17 protein-coding genes and 1 riboswitch are annotated in these 18,559 nt (G+C 76.3%); of the genes, 12 read left to right on the top strand and 5 right to left on the bottom strand.

From position 1 onward, the window contains the following. Positions 1–25 precede the first annotated feature (25 nt). Positions 26–1,372, top strand: a complete 1,347-nt coding sequence (locus tag MODMU_RS26330) for a DNA polymerase IV (RefSeq protein ID WP_041797767.1) — start codon at positions 26–28, stop codon at positions 1,370–1,372. Positions 1,373–1,432: 60 nt separating this feature from the next. After that, a complete protein-coding gene (locus MODMU_RS26325) occupies positions 1,433–2,371 on the top strand; it encodes a tetratricopeptide repeat protein (protein ID WP_014743480.1) in 939 nt (312 codons plus the stop codon). A gap of 10 nt (positions 2,372–2,381) precedes the next feature. On the opposite strand, the gene thiD is transcribed toward MODMU_RS26325, so the two are convergent. The 3 genes from thiD to thiM form a co-directional block, all read right to left on the bottom strand. Further along, positions 2,382–3,212 carry a bifunctional hydroxymethylpyrimidine kinase/phosphomethylpyrimidine kinase gene (thiD, locus tag MODMU_RS26320; RefSeq protein ID WP_014743479.1) on the bottom strand — a complete coding sequence of 277 codons (831 nt, stop codon included), beginning with the start codon at positions 3,210–3,212 and terminating at the stop codon, positions 2,382–2,384. Beyond that, complete coding sequence (thiE, locus tag MODMU_RS26315) at positions 3,209–3,871, bottom strand: thiamine phosphate synthase (RefSeq protein ID WP_014743478.1); 663 nt, start codon at positions 3,869–3,871, stop codon at positions 3,209–3,211. The genes thiD and thiE overlap by 4 nt, the downstream gene beginning before the upstream one ends. Beyond that, positions 3,871–4,659, bottom strand: a complete 789-nt coding sequence (gene thiM / locus MODMU_RS26310) for a hydroxyethylthiazole kinase (RefSeq protein ID WP_014743477.1) — start codon at positions 4,657–4,659, stop codon at positions 3,871–3,873. The genes thiE and thiM overlap by 1 nt, the downstream gene beginning before the upstream one ends. Next, a riboswitch (TPP riboswitch) is annotated at positions 4,652–4,745 on the bottom strand. Its footprint overlaps the gene before it by 8 nt. A 114-nt stretch (positions 4,746–4,859) precedes the next feature. Between thiM and MODMU_RS26305 the strand changes: the two genes are divergently transcribed. The 4 genes from MODMU_RS26305 (at position 4,860) to MODMU_RS26290 (ending at position 8,861) form a co-directional block, all read left to right on the top strand. Then, positions 4,860–5,402 carry a hypothetical protein gene (locus tag MODMU_RS26305; protein WP_014743476.1) on the top strand — a complete coding sequence of 181 codons (543 nt, stop codon included), beginning with the start codon at positions 4,860–4,862 and terminating at the stop codon, positions 5,400–5,402. After that, entirely contained in the window at positions 5,399–6,937 is a 1,539-nt protein-coding gene (locus MODMU_RS26300) for a flotillin family protein (RefSeq protein ID WP_014743475.1), read from the top strand. The genes MODMU_RS26305 and MODMU_RS26300 overlap by 4 nt, the downstream gene beginning before the upstream one ends. A gap of 38 nt (positions 6,938–6,975) precedes the next feature. Continuing rightward, on the top strand, positions 6,976–8,328 hold the full coding sequence (locus MODMU_RS26295; protein ID WP_014743474.1) for an HNH endonuclease signature motif containing protein: 1,353 nt from the start codon (positions 6,976–6,978) through the stop codon (positions 8,326–8,328). Positions 8,329–8,414: 86 nt separating this feature from the next. Continuing rightward, positions 8,415–8,861, top strand: a complete 447-nt coding sequence (locus MODMU_RS26290; protein ID WP_041795646.1) for a GNAT family N-acetyltransferase — start codon at positions 8,415–8,417, stop codon at positions 8,859–8,861. 69 nt (positions 8,862–8,930) lie between these two features. Here MODMU_RS26290 and MODMU_RS26285 read toward each other — a convergent pair whose 3' ends face one another. Beyond that, a complete protein-coding gene (locus MODMU_RS26285; protein ID WP_041795644.1) occupies positions 8,931–10,739 on the bottom strand; it encodes a DEAD/DEAH box helicase family protein in 1,809 nt (602 codons plus the stop codon). A 109-nt stretch (positions 10,740–10,848) separates the two neighbouring features. On the opposite strand from MODMU_RS26285, the gene MODMU_RS26280 reads away from it, so the two are divergent. Genes MODMU_RS26280 through MODMU_RS26255 form a run of 6 tightly spaced genes read left to right on the top strand, consistent with a single transcriptional unit; the run spans position 10,849 to position 15,215 of the window. Then, complete coding sequence (locus MODMU_RS26280; RefSeq protein WP_041795642.1) at positions 10,849–11,691, top strand: alpha/beta fold hydrolase; 843 nt, start codon at positions 10,849–10,851, stop codon at positions 11,689–11,691. Positions 11,692–11,751: 60 nt separating this feature from the next. Next, positions 11,752–12,108: a DUF4190 domain-containing protein gene (locus MODMU_RS26275; RefSeq protein WP_014743470.1), complete on the top strand. Its 357-nt coding sequence runs from the start codon at positions 11,752–11,754 to the stop codon at positions 12,106–12,108. A 46-nt stretch (positions 12,109–12,154) separates the two neighbouring features. Beyond that, complete coding sequence (locus MODMU_RS27415; RefSeq protein ID WP_014743469.1) at positions 12,155–13,465, top strand: PP2C family protein-serine/threonine phosphatase; 1,311 nt, start codon at positions 12,155–12,157, stop codon at positions 13,463–13,465. A 4-nt stretch (positions 13,466–13,469) separates the two neighbouring features. Further along, on the top strand, positions 13,470–14,333 hold the full coding sequence (locus MODMU_RS26265) for a helix-turn-helix domain-containing protein (RefSeq protein ID WP_014743468.1): 864 nt from the start codon (positions 13,470–13,472) through the stop codon (positions 14,331–14,333). Next, positions 14,320–14,748, top strand: a complete 429-nt coding sequence (locus MODMU_RS26260; RefSeq protein ID WP_014743467.1) for a VOC family protein — start codon at positions 14,320–14,322, stop codon at positions 14,746–14,748. The genes MODMU_RS26265 and MODMU_RS26260 overlap by 14 nt, the downstream gene beginning before the upstream one ends. 23 nt (positions 14,749–14,771) lie before the next feature. Beyond that, complete coding sequence (locus tag MODMU_RS26255) at positions 14,772–15,215, top strand: PH domain-containing protein (RefSeq protein ID WP_014743466.1); 444 nt, start codon at positions 14,772–14,774, stop codon at positions 15,213–15,215. A gap of 6 nt (positions 15,216–15,221) precedes the next feature. On the opposite strand, the gene MODMU_RS26250 is transcribed toward MODMU_RS26255, so the two are convergent. Then, on the bottom strand, positions 15,222–18,488 hold the full coding sequence (locus tag MODMU_RS26250; RefSeq protein WP_014743465.1) for a DEAD/DEAH box helicase: 3,267 nt from the start codon (positions 18,486–18,488) through the stop codon (positions 15,222–15,224). Positions 18,489–18,559 lie beyond the last annotated feature (71 nt).

Raw genomic sequence — 18,559 nt, 5'->3', positions numbered from 1 at the left:
ATCATCGCGCGGCATCATCGGGGGCGTGCGTCGGGAGCCCAGCATCATGCACCTCGACCTCGACGCCTTCTTCGCCGCCGTGGAGCAGCGCGACAAGCCCTCGCTGCGGGGCCGGCCGGTCGTCGTCGGCGGCACCGGCGGTCGGGGCGTCGTGGCCACCGCCTCCTACGAGGCCCGGGCGTACGGCGCACGCAGCGCGATGCCCACGGCGGAGGCGCGGCGGATCTGCCCGCCCGGCACCGCGTTCCTCGGCGGCCGGTTCGCCGCCTACCGGCGCACCTCGGACGTCGTCATGGCCCTGCTGCGGGAGCTCTCCCCGCTGGTCGAGCCGGTGTCCATCGACGAGGCCTACGTCGACCTGGCCGCCGGTGACCACGACCTCTCGGTGCCCGGCGTCACCGCGCTGGCCCTCGACCTCAAGGCCCGGATCGCGGTGGCCACCGGCGGCGTCACCGGCTCGGTCGGGATCGGCACGTCGAAGTCGCTGGCGAAGATCGGCTCGGAGCTGAACAAGCCGGACGGGCTGACCGTCGTCCCGGCCGGGAGCGAGCTCGACGTGCTGCACCCGCTGCCGGTGCGCAGCCTCGGCGGGGTGGGCCCGGCCACCGCGGAACGGCTGGCGCAGGTCAAGGTGAAGACGATCGGCGACCTGCACCGGCTCTCGCTGGTCGACCTCACCACCCTGGTCGGCCAGGCGCACGGCACCGGCCTGTACCGGCTGGCCCGGGCCGACGACGACCGCGCGGTCATCACCGACCGGGAGGCGAAGTCGGTGAGCGCGGAGGAGACCTTCGCCCGCGACCTCACCGACCCGTCCCGGCTCAGCGCCGAGCTCGACGCGCTGGCCGGCCGGGTGGGCAGCCGGCTGCAGCGCTCCGGGACGTCGGGCCGGACGGTGACCCTCAAGGTCCGCCGCTACGACTTCACCACCCTCACCCGCTCGCTGACCCTCCCTCAGCCCGTGGACGACGCCCGGCAGATCGCCGAGGTGGCCCGCCGGCTGCTGGGCGCGGTGGACCGCAGCGGCGGGCTGCGGCTGCTCGGCGTCGGCGTCTCCGGGCTCTCCCCCTACGCGCAGGGCGACCTCTTCGCCGAGGCCCTGCAGGAAACGGTCGACGGGCCCACCGAGGTGACCGAGGAGCCCGAGCCGGTGCCGGCCGACCCCGCGCCCGGCCCGGCGGTCGTCGCCTGGCACCCGGGTCAGGACGTCGTCCACGCCGAGCGGGGTGCGGGCTGGGTCTGGGGCAGCGGGTTGAACCGGGTCACGGTCCGGTTCGAGGGCCCGCGGACGGCGCCCGGCCCGGTGCGCACGCTGCGCGCCGACGACCCGGACCTGCAGCCGGCCGACCCGCCGGACTGGACCACCCCCTGACGGGGGGTGACCCCCCTCAGGACGTGGGCGGACGCCGCCGGGCACGGCAGACTCCCCGACGTGCCCGCACCCGACGACGACCTGGACGTCGACGCCCTCATCGACCGTGGGTGCGAGCTCGCCGACCTCGGTGACCACGAGCAGGCGCTCTGGTTCTTCCGCCGCGCCGCCGTGCACGGCGACCCCGTCGCCCTGTTCGACCTGGGCAACAGCCTCGACGCGCTCGGCCGCGAGGACGAGGCCGCCGACGCCTTCCGGCAGGCCGCCGCGGCCGGTGAGGACGACGCCTGGCTGAACCTCGCCTCCGTGCTGGCCCGGCTGGGGCGCTGGGCCGACGCTGAGCGCGCCGCCCGGTCCGCCCTGGACGCCGGGGACACCAAGGCCTGGACGGTGCTGGGCGACGCCCTGGAGGCCCAGGGCCGCTCGGTCGAGGCGCTGCGCACGCTGCGGACGGCCGCCGAGCGGGGCGACGCGCGGGCGGGTCTGGCGCTCGCCCACCGGCTGCTGGACTCCGGCCGCACGCTCGAGGCCTGGCACTGGGCGCAGGTGTCCGCGGACGCCGGCGACGCGGTGGCCGCGGCCACGCTGGCCGCCTGGCGCTGGGACGAGACCCGCGACCTGGCGCTGGAGCCGCAGCTGCGGGCCGGCGCCGAGCTCCACGAGGAGGCCCGGACCGGCCTGGCCGCCCTGCTGCGCGCCACCGGACGGGTCGAGGAGGCCCGCGCGGTGCTCGAGGAGGGCGCGCTGCGCGGCGAGGTGGGCAGCTGGCTGCCGCTGGGCAACCTCTACCGCGACGAGCTCGACGACGACGTCGCCGCGGCGGCCGCCTACCGCGCCGGCATCGAGGGCGGTGACCTGCACTCCCACCACAACCTCGGCGTGCTGCTGCTGGACGCCGGGGACGTCGACGGCGCCATCGAGCACTTCTCCGTCGCGGCGGCCGGGGGCGACGAGCTCGCCGCCCGGGTGCTGCGCGAGGTCCTCGCCGACGAGGACTGAGCGGTACCGGCTACGCCGGCCACCAGCCGGCGAAGTGGTGCACCGGGCCGTGCCCGGCACCGACCCGCAGCGACTCCCCCTCGACCAGCGCGGCCTGCAGGTAGTCGCGGGCGCCCTCGACCAGCGGCGCCCAGTCCACCGGCTCGTCGGGCGCGGCCAGCCGGGTGCGGGCGACCAGCGCCGCGACCGCCGAGGAGAGCGTGCAGCCGGTGCCGTGCGTGGCCGTCGTCGGCACCCGGGGCCGGCGGCTCTCGACCACCCCGGCCGCGGTCACCAGCACGTCGGTGCTCTCCGCGCCGCCGAGGTGCCCGCCCTTGAGCAGGACCGCGCCCGGGCCGAGCGCGAGCAGCGCCGCCGCCTGCGGGGCCAGCTCGTCGACCGTCGTCGCCGGGGCCACGTCGAGCAGCGCGGCCGCCTCCGGCACGTTGGGGGTGAGCAGGTCGGTCACCGGCAGCAGGACGCTGCGCACGGCGTCGACCGCGTCGTCGGAGATCAGCCGGTCACCGCTGGTGGCGACCATCACCGGGTCGCAGACCACCGGTCCCGCGGGCCGGTCGGCGAGCACCGCGGCGACCTCGTGGACCACGTCGGCGGTGCCGAGCATGCCGAGCTTGGTGGCGTGCACGGTCACGTCCGCGAGCAGCGTGCGCAGCTGCTCGCCGACGAACGCCGCCGGGACGGCGTGCACCCCGGTCACCCCGCGGGTGCTCTGCGCGGTCAGCGCGGTGAGCACCGCCGTCCCGTAGACGCCCAGCGCGCTGAAGGTCTTCAGGTCGGCCTGCACCCCCGCCCCGCCGCTGGGGTCGCTGCCGGCCACGGTCAGCGCGACGGCCGCGGTCACGCCGGCACCCGCCCGGCCAGCGCGCCCCGCAGGGTGCGCGCCGCGGCGGCGGGGTCGGCCGCCGCGCAGACGTCGGAGACCACGCAGACGCCGTCGACCCCGGTCGCGGCCACCGCGGCGGCGTTCGCCGCGTGCACCCCGCCGATCGCCACCGACGTCAGCCCGGCGGCGCGCGCCCGGGTGGCGAGCTCCCGGGTGCCCGCCAGCCCCAGCGCCGCCCCGGCGTCGGGCTTGGTCGGCGTCGCCCACACCGGGCTGAGCCCGACCAGGTCGACGGTGCCCGGCGGCAGGGCCAGGACGGCGTCCAGGTCGGCGGCCGACCCGACCGAGACCCCGACCAGCGCGTCCGGGCCGAGCAGGCCGCGCACCTCGTCGGCCGGGAGGTCGTCCTGGCCGACGTGCACCCCGTCGGCGCCGGTGAGCAGGGCGACGTCCACCGCGTCGTTGACGACCAGCCGCACCTGCGGGGTCGGCGCGAGGACCTCCTGCACCGCGCGGGTCAGCGCCAGCAGGTCCCGCCGGCTCGCCGTCTTGTCCCGCACCTGCACGGCGGTCACCCCACCGGCCACCGCGGCGGCGACGACCGCGGGCACCGACCGCGGCGCGCACAGCGCGGTGTCGGTGACCAGGTAGAGCGTTGGGTCGAACGCGCGGCGCATCAGCTCAGCTGGGCCCGCACCAGCGCGTCGCCGTCCACGGCGTCCAGGGCGTCGATCCACCGGACGGCGAACGTGCCCGGCCCGTCGGCGATCCGGGCCGCGGCCTCGGCCGCCAGCGCGACGTGGGCGTGCGCGGCGACCGTGCCGAGCATCACGTCACCGGCCGCGGCCACGTAGGCGGCGGTGACCGCCCCCAGCGCGCAGCCGGCACCGGTCGTGCGGGTCAGCAGCGGGGAGCCGCCACCGACCCGGACGACCCGTTCGCCGTCGGTGACCACGTCGACCGGGCCGCTGACCGCGACCACCCCGCCGGTCCGCCGGGCCAGCTCACCGGCGGCCTCCAGGGCGTCCTCGGGGGTGGCGGTGCTGTCCACGCCGCGGCCGCCCTTGCCGGCCCCGGCCAGCGCCAGCACCTCCGAGGCGTTGCCGCGGACGACGGCCGGCCGCAGCTGCACCAGGTCGGCGGCGAGCTCGGTGCGGAAGGTCAGCCCGCCGACGGCGACCGGGTCCAGCACCCACGGGGTCCCGACCTCGGACGCCGTCCGGGCCGCGATCCGCATCGCCTCGGCGGTGCGCTGCTGGACGGTGCCCACGTTGACCAGCACCGCGGACGCCACGGCGGCGAACTCCCCGGCCTCGGCCGGCTCGTCGACCATCGCGGGCGCCGCGCCGACGGCCAGCAGCGCGTTGGCCGTGATCGTCTGGACGACGGTGTTGGTGAGGCAGTGCACCAGGGGTGCGGAGTCGCGCAGCGCCGTGGTGGCAGCGCGCAGAGAGGTGGCGTCCATCGCCGGACATCCCTTCGCCAGTGTCAGCTGGAGCAGGTTCGACGGGTGTGATCTCAGTCCCGGGCGGGACACCCCGTGTCGTCCCTCGACGCTAGCACCGCCCGCCCGGACGGCCCCCGCCTCACCCGGCCGGGGCAGCCGCTTGATCAACACCGCCCTGACCTGCGACTCTGTGCCTCCGCCCGTCCTGGGGAGGTCATGTGGACCCGATCGCGGTGGCCTTCCTCGCGATCGGCGCGGTCGGCCTCCTGGTGCTCGTGCTCGCCCTCGTCGTGGGCGAGTTCGGCGAGCTCGGCCACGGTGACGCCGACGGGCCGTTCTCGCTGCCGGCGATCGCCGCCTTCGTCGGCGGCATCGGCTTCGGCGGGGCTGCGGTCACCGCCCTGGTGCCCGAGCTGCCGGGCGCGGTCACCGTGCTGCTCGCCGTCCTCGGTGGTCTGCTCGTCGCCCTGCCGCTCGCCGCCGGCGCCGTCCGGCTGTCCGCCGCGCTGCGGGACATGCCCACCGAACCGACGCTCACCAGCAGCCGGCTGATCGGCGCCCAGGGGGTCGTCGTCTCCGGCGTCCCCGCCGGGGGGCTGGGCGAGGTCCGGCTCAGCGTCGCCGGGCAGCAGCTGAAGTACCACGCCCGCAGCGAGGTCGCGCTGCCCGCCGGCACCCCGGTCTACGTGGTCGACACCCCGACCGACACCTCGGTGGAGGTCGTCTCCACCGCTCCCGATCCCGGAGGAACCACCCCGTGACGCTGCTCTACGCGATCGGCGGCATCGCCGTCCTGGTCGTCCTGCTGGTGCTCCTCGTCCTGTCCCGGATCAAGGTGGCCGGCCCCAACCAGGCGTTCCTGGTCACCGGCCGGCAGGGCCGCTCGGTGACCGGCACGGACGGCGCGGTGAGCCGGGACATGTCGGGCCAGAAGGTGGTCATGGGCGCCAGCGTGTTCGTGCTGCCCGTGGTGCAGAAGCTGCACTCGATCGACCTGTCCAGCCGGCGGATCCCGGTGGCCATCCGCGGCGCCGTCTCCAAGCAGGGCGTCAAGTGCGACCTCGAGGGCGTGGCCATCGTCAAGGTCGGCGGCAACGAGCAGTCGATCCGGGCGGCCGCGCAGCGCTTCCTGGCCCAGCAGCAGGGCATCGACACCTTCACCTCGGAGGTGCTGGCCGGCGCGCTCCGCTCGATCGTCGGCCGGCTGACCATCGAGGAGATCATCCGCGACCGGGCCGCGTTCGCCTCGGCTGTGGCGGAGGAGGCCGAGTCCTCGCTCACCGGGCAGGGGCTGGTGCTGGACACGTTCCAGCTGCAGGACATCCAGGCCGAGGGCACCTACCTGGCCGACCTCGGCCGGCCCGAGGCCGCCCGGGTGCTCAAGGAGGCCTCGATCGCCGAGGCGCGTGCCCGGCAGGCCGCGCAGCAGGAGCAGCTGCTGGCCGACGAGGCGATCGCGGTCTCCCAGCGCCAGCTGGCGCTGAAGAAGGCCGAGATCGCGGCCGAGACCGACGCCGCCACCGCCCGCGCCGCGGCGGCCGGGCCGCTGGCCCAGGCGGCGCAGGACCAGGAGGTCCTCGCCGCGCAGGAGAAGGTCGCGGCACGGACGGCGACGCTCACCCAGGCGCAGCTGGACACCAAGGTGCGCCGTCCGGCCGACGCCGAGCGGTACCGCGTCGAGCAGGAGGCGGAGGGTCGGAAGAACTCGGCGATCCTCACCGCGGAGGCCCAGCGCCAGGCGACCATCGCCGCCGCCCAGGCCGCCGCCGAGCAGGCGCGGCTGTCCGGTGAGGGCGAGCGGGCCCGGCGGTCGGCGCTGGCCGAGGCGGAGGCCATCGAGGGCGCCAAGCGCGGTGAGGCCGAGAAGCTCCGCCGGCAGGCGATCGCCGACGCCGTCGAGCGCGAGGGCGCGGCGGAGGGTGCGGCGATCCTCGCCCGCGGGCAGGCCGAGGCCGCCGCGATGGACGCCCGGTCCACCGCCTTCGCCACCTACGGCGAGGCGGCGATCCTGGAGATGCTGGTCAAGGTGCTGCCCGAGGTGGTCGCCGCCGCCTCGGCACCGCTCGCCGGCGTGGACAAGATGACCGTCATCTCCGCCGACGGGGCAGGCTCGCTGGGCCGCTCGGTGGCCGCCAACGTCGCGCAGGGGCTGCAGCTGTCCGGCGACCTCACCGGCCTGGACGTCGGCGCGCTGCTCAAGCGCCTCGGCAGCGGCGCCGCGGGGCTCGGCGACACCCCCGCCCCCGTCACCCGGGTGCCGCTGGACGGCAACGGCGCGGACTCCGCTCGCAGCTGACCTGCGGTTCTGTCGTACCCCTCCCCTAGCGTCGGCGCATGGCGGCGATGACGGTGGTGGCGGGGCAGGCGGAGCGGTCGATCGAGGTGCTGGCCGGGGAGATCCGGTCGGGGGCGGTGCGGTTGGCCGCCGCGACGGCTGCCTGGCTGCGGCTCGTGGCGGAGTTCGACGTCCGGGAGGGCTGGGGTGGGGTCGGGATCCAGTCGTGCGCGCACTGGCTGGCCTGGCAGTGCGGGATGAGCCCCGGTGCGGCGCGGGAGCACGTCCGGGTCGCGCGGGCGCTGGGCAGGCTGCCGCTCACGGCGGCGGCGTTCGAGCAGGGCCGGCTGTCCTACTCCAAGGTCCGGGAGATCACCCGGGTCGCCGACCCCGACACCGAGCCGGCCCTGGTCGAGCTGGCCGGGCACACCACCGCGTCACAGCTGGCCCGGGTGGTGCGCGGCTGGCGCCGCTCCGACGACGTGGACGCCGGCCGGGTCGCGGAGAAGCGGTCCTTCCAGTGGCACTGGGACGTCGACGGGATGCTGGTGCTGCAGGTGCGGATGGACGCCGAGGCCGGCGCGGCTCTGCTGGCGAACGTCGAGTCCCGGGCCGAACGGGACGCCCGCCGGGAACGGGCCGCGGCGAAGAAGGCGGCCACGGGTGAGGCGGGCGCCGCGGACGGGGACCGCTGCCCGGAGGACCCGGCGACGTTCCCGCGGGAACGGATGACCGTGCGGCGCTGCCGGGCGCTGGCCGAGCTCGCCGCCGAGGCGGTCGACGTCGGCCGGCGGGCCGGGGACCCGCCGCGCCGCGAGGTGGTCGTGCACGTCGACGCCGACGTGCTGGCGCAGGACGCGGCGGCGGGGCGGGCCCACCTGGAGGGCGGTCCGGCGCTGTCGCCGAGCCAGGTGCGGCGGATGGCGTGCGAGGCGTCCCTGACAGTGATCGTCGAGCGCGGTGGTCAGCCGCTGGCGCTGGGCCGGCGCCGCCGGCTGGCCACCAAGGCGCAGCGGCGGGCGCTGCTGGCCCGCGACGGCGGCTGCGCCCGGCCGGGGTGCGACGAGACCCGGATCGAGCGGCTGCACGCCCACCACCTCACGCCGTGGTCGCTGGGTGGCCGCACCGACGTGTCGGCGATGGTGCTGCTGTGCGACGTCGACCACGGGCTGGTGCACGACGAGGGGCTGGTGCTGGTCCGCCGCGGGCGGGAGCTGGTGGCCCACGACCGGGCCGGACGGCGGATCTGGGGCCCGGCCGATCCCGCCTTCCGCACCCCACCGCTGCTGACGCTGGTGCCCGACGCCGGCCTGCCCGACGCGTGGCCGGACACCGGTGAGCGGATGGACCTGCAGCACGTCGTCTGGGCGCTGCTCGCCCACCGCGACCACCTCCGCCGCCAGGCCGCCTGACCCGGGCCGCCTGACCCGGGCCGCCTGACCCGGGCCGCCGGAGCCCGGCCGGCGTTCCCGCGGGAACGGCTTGCGACGATCGACCGGTGACCGATGCACCTGTGCTGCGCGAGGCCCGCTTCGCCGAGCTGACCCCTACGGAGCTCTACGGCATCCTCCGGCTCCGCGTCGACGTCTTCGTCGTCGAGCAGACCTGCCCCTACCCCGAGCTCGACGGCCGGGACACCGAGCCGGGCACGGTGCACCTCTGGTACGCCGACGACGCCGGGACGACGCTGGCCACCATCCGGGTCCTGGAGAACGGCGACGACCGCGCCATCGGCCGGGTGGCCACCGCCGTGGGCGCGCGGGGCCGAGGGCTGTCCGCCCGGCTCATCCGCCGCGGCATCGAGCTGTGCGGGGGCCGCACCGTCGACATCGGCGCGCAGGCCTACCTCGAGAGCTGGTACGAGCGCTTCGGCTTCGTGCGCTCCGGCCCGGACTACCTGGAGGACGGCATCCCGCACCTGCCGATGCGGCTGCACAGGGTCTGAGTTCCGGTCTCGTCGGCCCCGTCCGGAGGCTCGCCGCGAGCTTGCGAGGGGTGAGGGGGACGGGGTCCTTCAGCAGTCCCCGGTCAGTGAGGTCGCCGGCAGCCAGTCGGCGTCGAGCAGCTCGGCGATCTCCTGCAGCGCCGCGGTGTCGCCACCGGCCGTCGAGCCGGTGACCGCCAGCCGCTCCACCATGACCCGGGCGACGTCCTCCTCCACGGTGTCCTCGGCGAATGCGACCCGCCACGGGGAGACCTGGTGGTCGCGGTGGGTGCGGCCGGTCACCTGACGGGCGGCGATGCCGGAGAACCGCGGCTGGTGGAACAGCCCCACCCGCGGCGTGGTGGACGCGGTGAGCCCGCCGGGCAGCAGCTCGCCGGCGTGCAGGCTGATCGAGGCGGTCACGGTGAAGACGCACACCGGCGCCGCACCGGTCTGGAACCGCAGCCGCTCGGCCTCCACGTCGAACCGGTCCCGGCCGTAGATCCCGGCGACCGTGATGCCGCCGTCCAGCAGCGCCTCGCGGATCGGGTCGGCGGCGGTCTCCACGAACTCCACCGACACCGCGACCTGGCGGTCCGCCTCGACCTGCGCCTTCACCCAGTCGACCGTCGCCGCCGCCCGGATCAGCCCGGCCTTCTGCCGGAACCGCAGCAGCGCCGCCCGGCCCCGGGCGGTCTCCCGCTTGCGCCGGGCCAGCTGCATCTCCGCGCGGAACTCCGACCACTCGGCCTCGTACTGCGCGCGCTCGGCCGGGGTCAGCGCGACCGGTGTCCCGGTGACGCTGACCGGGCCCCACGGCGCCGGCCGGTGCAGCGTCGCCGGCGGGTCGGTGTCGGCCAGCCAGCCGCGGAGCAGGGCCAGGTCGGCGCGGCGCTCGTCGGCGTCCTCGGTCCAGCTCCAGCCGTAGCGACCACGTTCCACGTGGAACCCGTGGACGGCGAGGCGGTGCGGCAGGTCCGCCCAGTCCTTGAGCGGCTCGCCGTGGACGGCGGCGAAGTGCGGCGCCAGGTAGGGCAGCTCCAGCGGGGTGTGCGCAGGGGTCGCCGTGGCCAGCAGCACGAACGGGACGTCCTTCACCCGCCCCGCGCCGGAGACCGCCTTCCAGTGCTTCCACCGCTGGGTCGTGGTGTGCCGGACCATGTGCGCCTCGTCGGCGACCACCACGTCGAAGCGCACCCCGGTCGCCTTCATCAGCGCGGCGACCTTGCCCAGCCGGTCCCAGGTGGTGACGCACCAGCGCAGGTCCTGCCCCTCGACAGCGGCGCCGCCGAACGCGGCGATCGACCGCGTCCAGTGCGGCACGGTGATCGCCGCCGGCCGGTCGGCCACCACCAGCACGGTGCGGACCGGCTTCGCGGAGCCGGCCCGGTGCGCGGCGATCTGCTGCACGGCCAGGACGGCGGTGCCGGTCTTCCCGACGCCCGGGTCGTCGCCGAGCAGGAACATCCGCCCACCGGCGGCCGCGTGCCGCGCGATCGCGGCCGCGCCGGTGACCTGCTCCGGCCGCGGGGTCATCGCGCGGGCCGGCGGCACCGGCCGCGGCTCGGCGTTCAGCTCGTCCTCGACGAACCGCTCGAAGGAGCACGGCGGCGGGTCGTACGGCGCCAGCGCCACCGGCAGCGAGGAGCCCACGTACACGTGCGCGGACAGTCCGGCGTGCCAGCTCGCGCCCGGCGCCGGGGCCCGGAACGGGACGGCGAGCACCCACACCCGCTCCCCCGGCCGTGCCGTGGGCAGGCCGGCCGGGGCCGCGGACGCCGCGGCGGCCGGGGTCGCGGCGGTCCGGGTCCGCGGGGCCTTCCGGGCAGCCGGCTTCCGGGTGGTCGTCGTGCCGGTCGAGCGGGACGAGCTGGTGGAGCGCCGACGGCGTCCGGGCACGGAGGTCTCCTGCGGGGTCGACGGCCTGACCCGCAGGACGCTAACCGCGACCACCGACCATCCCGGGGAGCGACATCACCGGGTCGCCACCGTCTGGTGGGATGGCGGCATGACCTCTCCCGTCCGGCTGGCGGCCCGCACGCTCGGCGACTCCGGGCCGCGGGTCGTCTTCGTGCACGGCCTGTTCGGCCAGGGCCGCAACTGGACGACGATCGCGCGCGCACTGGCCGAGGACGGGCACCGGGTCACGCTGCTCGACCTGCCCAACCACGGGCACTCGCCGTGGACCGACCGGGTCGACTACCGGGACATGGCCGAGGTCGTCGCCGAGGAGCTGGAGCTGCTGGGCGACCCGGTGACCCTGGTCGGGCACTCGATGGGCGGCAAGGTGGCGATGCAGCTGGCGCTGCGCCGGCCCGAGCTGCTGCGCGCCCTCGTCGTCGTCGACATCGCGCCCGCCGACTACCCGGAGACCGGCGGGCGCACCGACGACCCCGACGAGGAGGCCTCCCCCTTCGCCGCGTTCATCGCCGCCATGCAGGGGATGGACCTGGACCGGCTGGAGACCCGGGAGCAGGCCGACGCGGCGCTGCGCGACGCCGTCCCGAGCACGATGGTCCGGTCGTTCCTGCTGCAGAGCCTGGTCCGCGACGGGGTGGGGGCCGGGAACGGCTGGCGGTGGCGGCTGAACCTGGAGACCCTCGCCCGCGACCTGGGGGAGCTGCGGCTGTTCCCCGACCCCCCGCCCGGCGCCGCGTTCGAGGGCCCGGTGCTGTGGATCGCGGGGGCGAACTCGACCTACGTGCTCGACGAGGACCGGCCGCGGATGGACCAGCTGTTCCCGCACGTGCGCCTGGTGCGGGTCAAGAACGCCGGGCACTGGGTGCACTCGGAGCAGCCGGAGGTCTTCCTGGAGACCGTCCGGCGGTTCCTCGCGCGGGTCGAGCGCTGACTCACCCCTCCGAGGTGTCGCAGCTGGGCGGCGCGGCACCGCGCTCCTACAGTTCGCCGGGTGACGCAGGACGACAGCCACCCGTACCCCGGCCCGCAGGTCCCGCCGCCGTACGGCCAGCCCTACGGCCAGCAGCCGTACCCCCAGCAGCCGTATGCGCCGCAGCCGTACGGCTACGGCTACCCGCCGCCGCGGCGCACCAACGGGCTGGCCATCGCCTCCATGGTGCTCGGCATCGTCTGGCTCTACTGGATCGGCAGCGTCCTGGCGCTGGTGTTCGGCTACATCGCGCGCAAGCAGATCCGCGAGCGCGGTGAGTCCGGCGACGGCATGGCGATCGCCGGCATCGTGCTGGGCTGGGTCGGGGTGGGCATCATCGGCCTCGTCGCCGTGATCGCCATCGCCACCAGCGCGTGACCGAGACCCTGTCCCGGCAGGTCCGCGGCACCTAGCATCACTGGCGATGAGGACGGACCGGTCAGCTGCGTCGCCGGCGGCGGTCTCCCCGGCGCTCCGCCCCCTGCCTGCCAGCACGCCGCTGCTCGCCGTCTCGGACCCCTCCTTCGAGCGCTTCGTCCGGCTGGTCCGCCGCCAGCTCGGCGTCCCGGTCGCTCTGGTGAGCCTGGTGGACGCCGACGAGCAGGTCTTCCCGGGTGCGGCCGGCCTCCCCGAGCCCTGGCAGACCTCCCGCCGCACCCCGCTGACCCACTCGTTCTGCCAGCACGTGGTCCAGGCCGAGCAGCCGCTGGTCATCGAGGACGCCCGCGACCACCCGCTGGTCCGGGACAACCTCGCCGTCCGTGACCTCTCGGTCGTCGGCTACGCCGGCATGCCGCTGCGGGACGCCGACGGGCTGGTCGTGGGCTCGCTGTGCGCCATCACCCCGCGGCCGCGCCGGTGGTCCGACGACGACCTCGCCGTGCTCGCGGACCTGGCCGACGCCTGCTCCTCGGAGCTGCAGCTGCGCGCCGTGCGCGACCGGGCGAACCAGTCCGCCCGGGTCGCCGCCGAGCAGTGGCAGCGCACGCAGGAGCTGCTGGAGGAGCGCCAGGACGTCGCGGCGACCCTGCAGCGCGCGATGCTCACCCGGCTGCCGCAGCAGGCCCACCTGACCGTGGCCGCCCGCTACCTCCCGGCCGACGCCCGGGACCAGGTCGGCGGGGACTGGTACGACACCTTCGTCACGCCGGACGGCGCCACCGTCGTCGCGGTCGGCGACACCTCCGGCCACGACATCGCCGCCGCGGCGGACATGGGGCAGCTGCGCACCCTGCTGCGCGGGTACGCGGTCGACCGCGACGAGCCGCCGTCGCAGACCATGCGCCGACTGGACCGGGCGATGGAGACACTGTCGATCGACACCCTCGCCACCGTCGTCCTGGGCCGGGTCGACCGGGACGACGACGGCGTGCCGACGCTCCGCTGGACCAACGCCGGGCACCCGGCGCCGCTGCTGCTGCACCCGGACGGGCGGGTCGAGGTGCTGGAGACGCGGGCGGAGCTGCTGGTCGGCGTCCACCCCGGGGCGCCGCGGACCGACCACCACGTCGCCCTGCCGCCGGGGAGCACGCTGCTGCTGCACACCGACGGGCTGATCGAGCAGCGCGCGGGCGACCGGGACATCGACGCCGGCACCGCCCGGGTGGTGCAGTCGCTGACCGGGCAGGCCGACCTGCCGCTGGAGGCGCTGGTGGACCGGGTGCTGGAGGTCGCGCACGAGCCCCGTGAGGACGACATCGTCGTGCTCGCCGTCCGGGTGCACCCGCTGGGCTGACCCGGTGCGCAGCGAGTGGGTGGACCACCGCGTGCACCCGGCGCTCCGCCCGTACGTGGCCACCGCGACCGGCTACCGGCAGGAGGGGCTCGCGCCCGGGCTGCACCGCGGCCTGCCCTCGCCGTTCCTGACCTTCGTGGTCACCCTGGACGAGCCGCTGGTGCTGCTCGCCCACCCCGACCCGGCCCAGGCGCCCGGCCGCTACGACGGGCTGGTCGGCGGGCTGCACACCCGGCCGGCGCTGATCGAGCACCCGGGGCGGCAGGCCGGGCTGCAGCTGTCGCTCACCCCCGCCGGCGCCCGCGCGCTGCTCGGCGTCCCCGCCGGCGCGCTCGCGTCGCTCGACGCCGCGGTGGACGACGTGCTGGGGGTGGCCGGCCGCGAGCTCGTCGACCGGGTGCGGTCGGCGCCGGACTGGCCGGCCCGGTTCGCCGCCGTCGAGCGGGTGCTGCTGCGCGCCGGCCGGCACGGCAGCGGGCCCGCGCCCGAGGTGGCCGAGGCGTGGCGGCTGACCACCGCGTCCGGTGGCCCGCTGCGGGTGGCGGAGGTGGCCGCCCGGGTCGGCTGGTCGGACCGGCACCTGGAGAACCGGTTCCGCGCCGAGACCGGGCTCTCCCCCAAGGCGGCCGCCCGGGTGGTCCGCTTCGACCGGGCACGGCGCGTCCTCGCCGCCCGGGCCGGCCGGGGCGGCCCGACGGACCTGGCCGGGCTCGCCGCCGACCTGGGGTTCGCCGACCAGGCCCACCTGACCCGGGAGTGGCGGGCGCTCGCCGGGCTGCCGCCGACCGGCTGGCTCGCCGCCGAGTTCGGATTCGTCCAAGACGGCACGTCCGGGCGGGAGCAGGCTGCTGCCCATGACCTCAGCTGACGCCCCGGCCCCCACCGTCTGGCCGACCCTGCGCGCGCACGACGCCCGCGGCCTCATCCGCTTCCTCGTCGACGCCTTCGGGTTCGAGGAGACCGCCGTCTACGGCGACCAGCCCGACGGAAGCGGGGACGTCGTCGTCCACGCCCAGCTGTCCTGGCCGCTCGGCGGCGGGATCATGCTCGGCTCGGCGCGCGGCGGACCGGACGACCCCTGGGCGCTCACCCCGGGCACGGCGGGCTGCTACGTCGTCACCGACGACCCCGACGCGCTGCACGACCGGGCGGTGGCCGCCGGCGCGGAGGTGCTCCAGCCGCTGCACGACACCGACTACGGCTCCCGCGACTTCGCCGTCCGCGATCCCGAGGGCAACCGCTGGAACTTCGGCACCTACCGCGGCGAGCCCCGGCAGGGCTGATCCGCATCAGCCATGATCACCGCGTGGACGACGTCGCCGCTGAGCGCTCCCCCGCGCCGGACGCCGACCTCCTGGCCGGAGTCCGCAGCCGGCGATCGACCGGGCACCTGTTCCTCGCGGTGTTCTGGACAGCGGGCTGCGTCGTCCAGGTGGTCAGGGACAACACGGGGAACGCGGTGCTGTGGGGACTGGGGGCCGCGTGCTGGGCGTGGCTGTGGTGGTCAGGCTCCGCGCCCAGCCTCCGTGAGGTCGCGGACGACGGACTGCGGGTCCGCCGCGGCCTGCGCACCCGGCTCATCCCCCGCTCAGACGTGCAGGACGTCCAGGCGTCGTACGGCACGGGCTACGGCCTGGTGCTCACCCTGCGCGACGCGGACCCGGTGACGCTGGCCGGGACGGCGCCCCGGCACTCCGTCGCCGCTGCTCAGGCGGCTGCCCTCCGTCGCTGGGCGGGTCTGCCGGAGTGACCCGGCTCAGCCGAACAGACCGCGGACGTCGTCGGCGGTGAGGGAGCCGGAGGCGAGCGCGCCGTCGTCGACGACGCGGGAGAACAGGGCCTGCTTGCGGGCCTTGAGCTCCATCACCTTCTCCTCGATCGTGCCGACCGCGACCAGCCGGTAGACCATCACCGTCTTGTCCTGCCCGATCCGGTGCGCACGGTCGACCGCCTGGGCCTCGCTGGCCGGGTTCCACCACGGGTCGAGCACGAAGACGTAGTCGGCCTCGGTGAGCGTCAGCCCGAAGCCGCCGGCCTTCAGGCTGATCAGGAAGGCCGGCGCGGTGCCGGTGCGGAACTCCTCGATCCGGGCGTCCCGGTCGCGGGTCTGCCCGTCGAGGTACACCCAGCCGATGCCCTCGGCCTCCAGCCGGTCACGGATGCCGCGCAGGAACCGGGTGAACTGGCTGAACACGAGCACCCGGTGGCCCTCGGCGACGACCTCGCGCAGCTGGTCGAGGAACGCGTCGGCCTTGCTGGACCGGACGTCGGCGTAGGCCGGGTCGACCAGCGCCGGGTCCAGGCTCAGCTGCCGGAGCAGGGTCAGCGACCGGAAGATCGTCATCCGGTTCTTCTGCATGTCGTCGACCAGGCCGAGGACCTTGCTCCGCTCCCGCTGCAGGTGGGTCTGGTAGAGCTTCTCGTGCCGGGGGTTGAGCACCACCTCGAGCACCTGCTCCTGCTTCGGCGGCAGGTCGGCGGCGACCATCTCCTTGGTCCGCCGCCGCACGAGCGGGCGGATCCGCCGGCGCAGCACGGCCAGCCGCTCGGCGTCGCCGTCCCGCTCGATCGGCGTCCGGTACTGCTCGGTGAACCGCTGCGGGTCGGGGAAGAGCCCGGGCGCGACGATCGACATCAGCGCCCAGAGGTCCATCACGCTGTTCTCCAGCGGTGTCCCGGTCAGCGCCAGCTTCACCGGCGCCTCCAGCCGGCGCGCGCACTGGTAGGTGCGGGCCCGGTGGTTCTTCACGAACTGGGCCTCGTCGAGCACCAGCCCGCGCCACTGCAGCCCGGTCCAGGCCTCGGCGTCGATCCGGAACAGGGCGTAGGAGGTGACGACGACGTGCGCGCCGGCCACCCGGCGCGCCAGGGCGGTGCCCCGCTTGCGCTCGGTCTCCTCCACCGCCACCACCCGCAGCCCCGGCGCGAACCGGGCCGCCTCCCGGGACCAGGTCGACACGACACTGGTCGGCGCCACCACCAGCACCGGGGCGTCGTCCAGCTCCCCGGCTTCGTGCGCCCGGCACAGCAGGGCGAGGGTCTGCAGCGTCTTGCCCAGCCCCATGTCGTCGGCCAGCACCCCGCCCAGCCCGTGGTCCCAGAGGAACGACAGCCAGCCGTAGCCCTCGTGCTGGTAGGGCCGCAGCTGCGCGGCCAGCCCGGCCGGGGGCGGCGGGGGCTCGGCGTGCTCGGCGTCGATGAGGCCGCGCACCTCGCGGGTCCAGCGCTCGCTCTGCGCGTCGACGACCCCGAGGCCCATCAGCTGCTCCCACAGCCCGGCGGCGAAGCGGCTGACCCGCACCGCGTCGCCGTCGCCGGGCACGTCCTGCAGCGCCCGGGCCTCCTCGATGAGCAGCCGCAGCTGCTCGAACTCCGGCCGCTGCAGGGAGAACCAGGTGCCCGACAGCAGCACCAGCCGGGTGCGGCCGGCGGCGAGCGCGGAGAAGAGGGTGGCGAACGGCACGTGCTGGCCGTCCATGGTCACGGTGACCCCGAGGTCGAACCAGTCGGACTCCCGGCTGTCCCGGGCGGTGAAGCTGATCTGCGGCGCCGAGTGGGTCTGCCGGTAGGCGGTCGGGGTGCCCTCGACCGTGACGTCGACCCCACCGTCGGCACGCAGCGCCGGGAGCACCGCGGTGGTGAACTCCAGCGCCTCCATGCCGGTCAGCTCTGCGGTGTCGGCCAGCCGGCGCTCCGTCGTCCAGAGCTCGGGGAGCCCGCCGACCGGGCCGGGCAGCGCCTCGACCAGCTGCAGCTCGGCGGCCGGGTCGCGGCCCTGCGCCGGGAGCACCGGGGCCTCCACCGGGAAGGACCGGTCGGGTCCGTAGTCGACCGACCAGCCCACGCACACCGTGCCGTCGCCGGGGTAGCGGACGGCCACGGCCAGCCGGGGCGGGACGACGTCGGGCAGCTCCACCGAGCCGTCGCCGGAGATCACCGGCACGGCCTGGGCCAGCCCCGGGTACCAGTCGCGGCGGAACCGGTCGACGTCGTCGTCCGGGATGCCGATCGACCCGCCGCGCGCGACCAGGCCGGCCAGCGCCGGGGGCACCGGGGAGTCGAGGCGGGCGAGCACCAGCGCGGGGCCGGTGTCGGCGGGGCCCTCGACGGTGACCCCGTGCGGTGGCGTGCCGAGGAAGGACAGCCGTGCCGGGTCGACCGTGCGGCCGTCGACCCGGAGCACCGCGGACAGCTCGGTCCGGTCGCCCTCGCGGCGCAGGTCGACCGCCACGTCGGCGTCGGCGGCGGCGAGCACCACCGGCCGCGGTGGGCGGTCGGCCGTCACCAGCGGCACCCCGTCGGCGACCGCCTCGGCGAGCAGCCGCCACAGGCCCGGCCCGAACTCGTGCAGGTACACGTCGACCGGGGCGTAGGAGTAGTACTGGTTGCGGGCGGCCTGGTGGGTGGCGTGCAGCGCGCGCATGGCGGCCAGGTGCGCCGGGTCCCAGCCCGCGCGGGTGCTGTCGTACTGCAGCTGCCGCCAGGAGACCCCGCTGCGCACCCACTGGCCACGCCGGCCGGGGACCACCGGCCGCAGCCGGACCAGCCGCTGCTGCACCCCGGGCGCGCCGGCCGAGCTGCGCCCGCGGCCGGGCTCGGGCTCGACCAGCTCGAACTGCAGCCCGATCGGCACCGTGCTGCGCGGTGCGCGCTCGGCAGCGGCGGCGACCAGCTCCTCGAGCTCCTGCTCCCACCCGCGGACCTGCGGCGGGCCGCCCGGTGCGGACTGGATGGCGGGCCGCAGGGACAGCAGGATGGCCACGGCGTGCTTGCAGTCGTCGCCCACCGGGCAGGTGCACGCCCCCGCCCAGCCCACCCGGCCGCCGTCGGTGCGGACGACGGTGGTCCGGTAGGGGGCCTCGGCACCGCCCTGGACCAGCCCGGTGAGCCGGCGGTCGCCGTCGGCGAGCCGGACGTCGAGGACGCCGCGGGCGACGTAGGGCCGGGCCCGGTCGAGCACGTCGGGCCCGACGGCCGCGGTCAACGCCGTGTCGGTGACCATCTCCCGCCAGTCGCCGAGCACCCGCCCAGGCTACGGCCGCGCACCGACAGGGCCGTCCAGGCGCCGCGACGTTGTGGACAGCACCCCGGGCT

Origin of the sequence: Modestobacter italicus (assembly GCF_000306785.1) — a bacterium.
Taxonomy (GTDB): Bacteria; Actinomycetota; Actinomycetes; order Mycobacteriales; family Geodermatophilaceae; genus Modestobacter; species Modestobacter italicus.
Note: the sequence above shows the minus strand (reverse complement) of the source record. Positions and strands in the feature narration are given on the sequence as shown.

What these genes read in the sequence shown, in the direction of transcription:
- thiE (WP_014743478.1), bottom strand. Translation starts at nt 3,871, where the DNA reads ATGCGCCGCGCGTTCGACCCAACGCTCTACCTGGTCACCGACACCGCG.
- thiM (WP_014743477.1), bottom strand. Translation starts at nt 4,659, where the DNA reads ATGGACGCCACCTCTCTGCGCGCTGCCACCACGGCGCTGCGCGACTCC.
- MODMU_RS26295 (WP_014743474.1), top strand. Translation starts at nt 6,976, where the DNA reads ATGGCGGCGATGACGGTGGTGGCGGGGCAGGCGGAGCGGTCGATCGAG.
- MODMU_RS26280 (WP_041795642.1), top strand. Translation starts at nt 10,849, where the DNA reads ATGACCTCTCCCGTCCGGCTGGCGGCCCGCACGCTCGGCGACTCCGGG.
- MODMU_RS27415 (WP_014743469.1), top strand. Translation starts at nt 12,155, where the DNA reads ATGAGGACGGACCGGTCAGCTGCGTCGCCGGCGGCGGTCTCCCCGGCG.
- MODMU_RS26260 (WP_014743467.1), top strand. Translation starts at nt 14,320, where the DNA reads ATGACCTCAGCTGACGCCCCGGCCCCCACCGTCTGGCCGACCCTGCGC.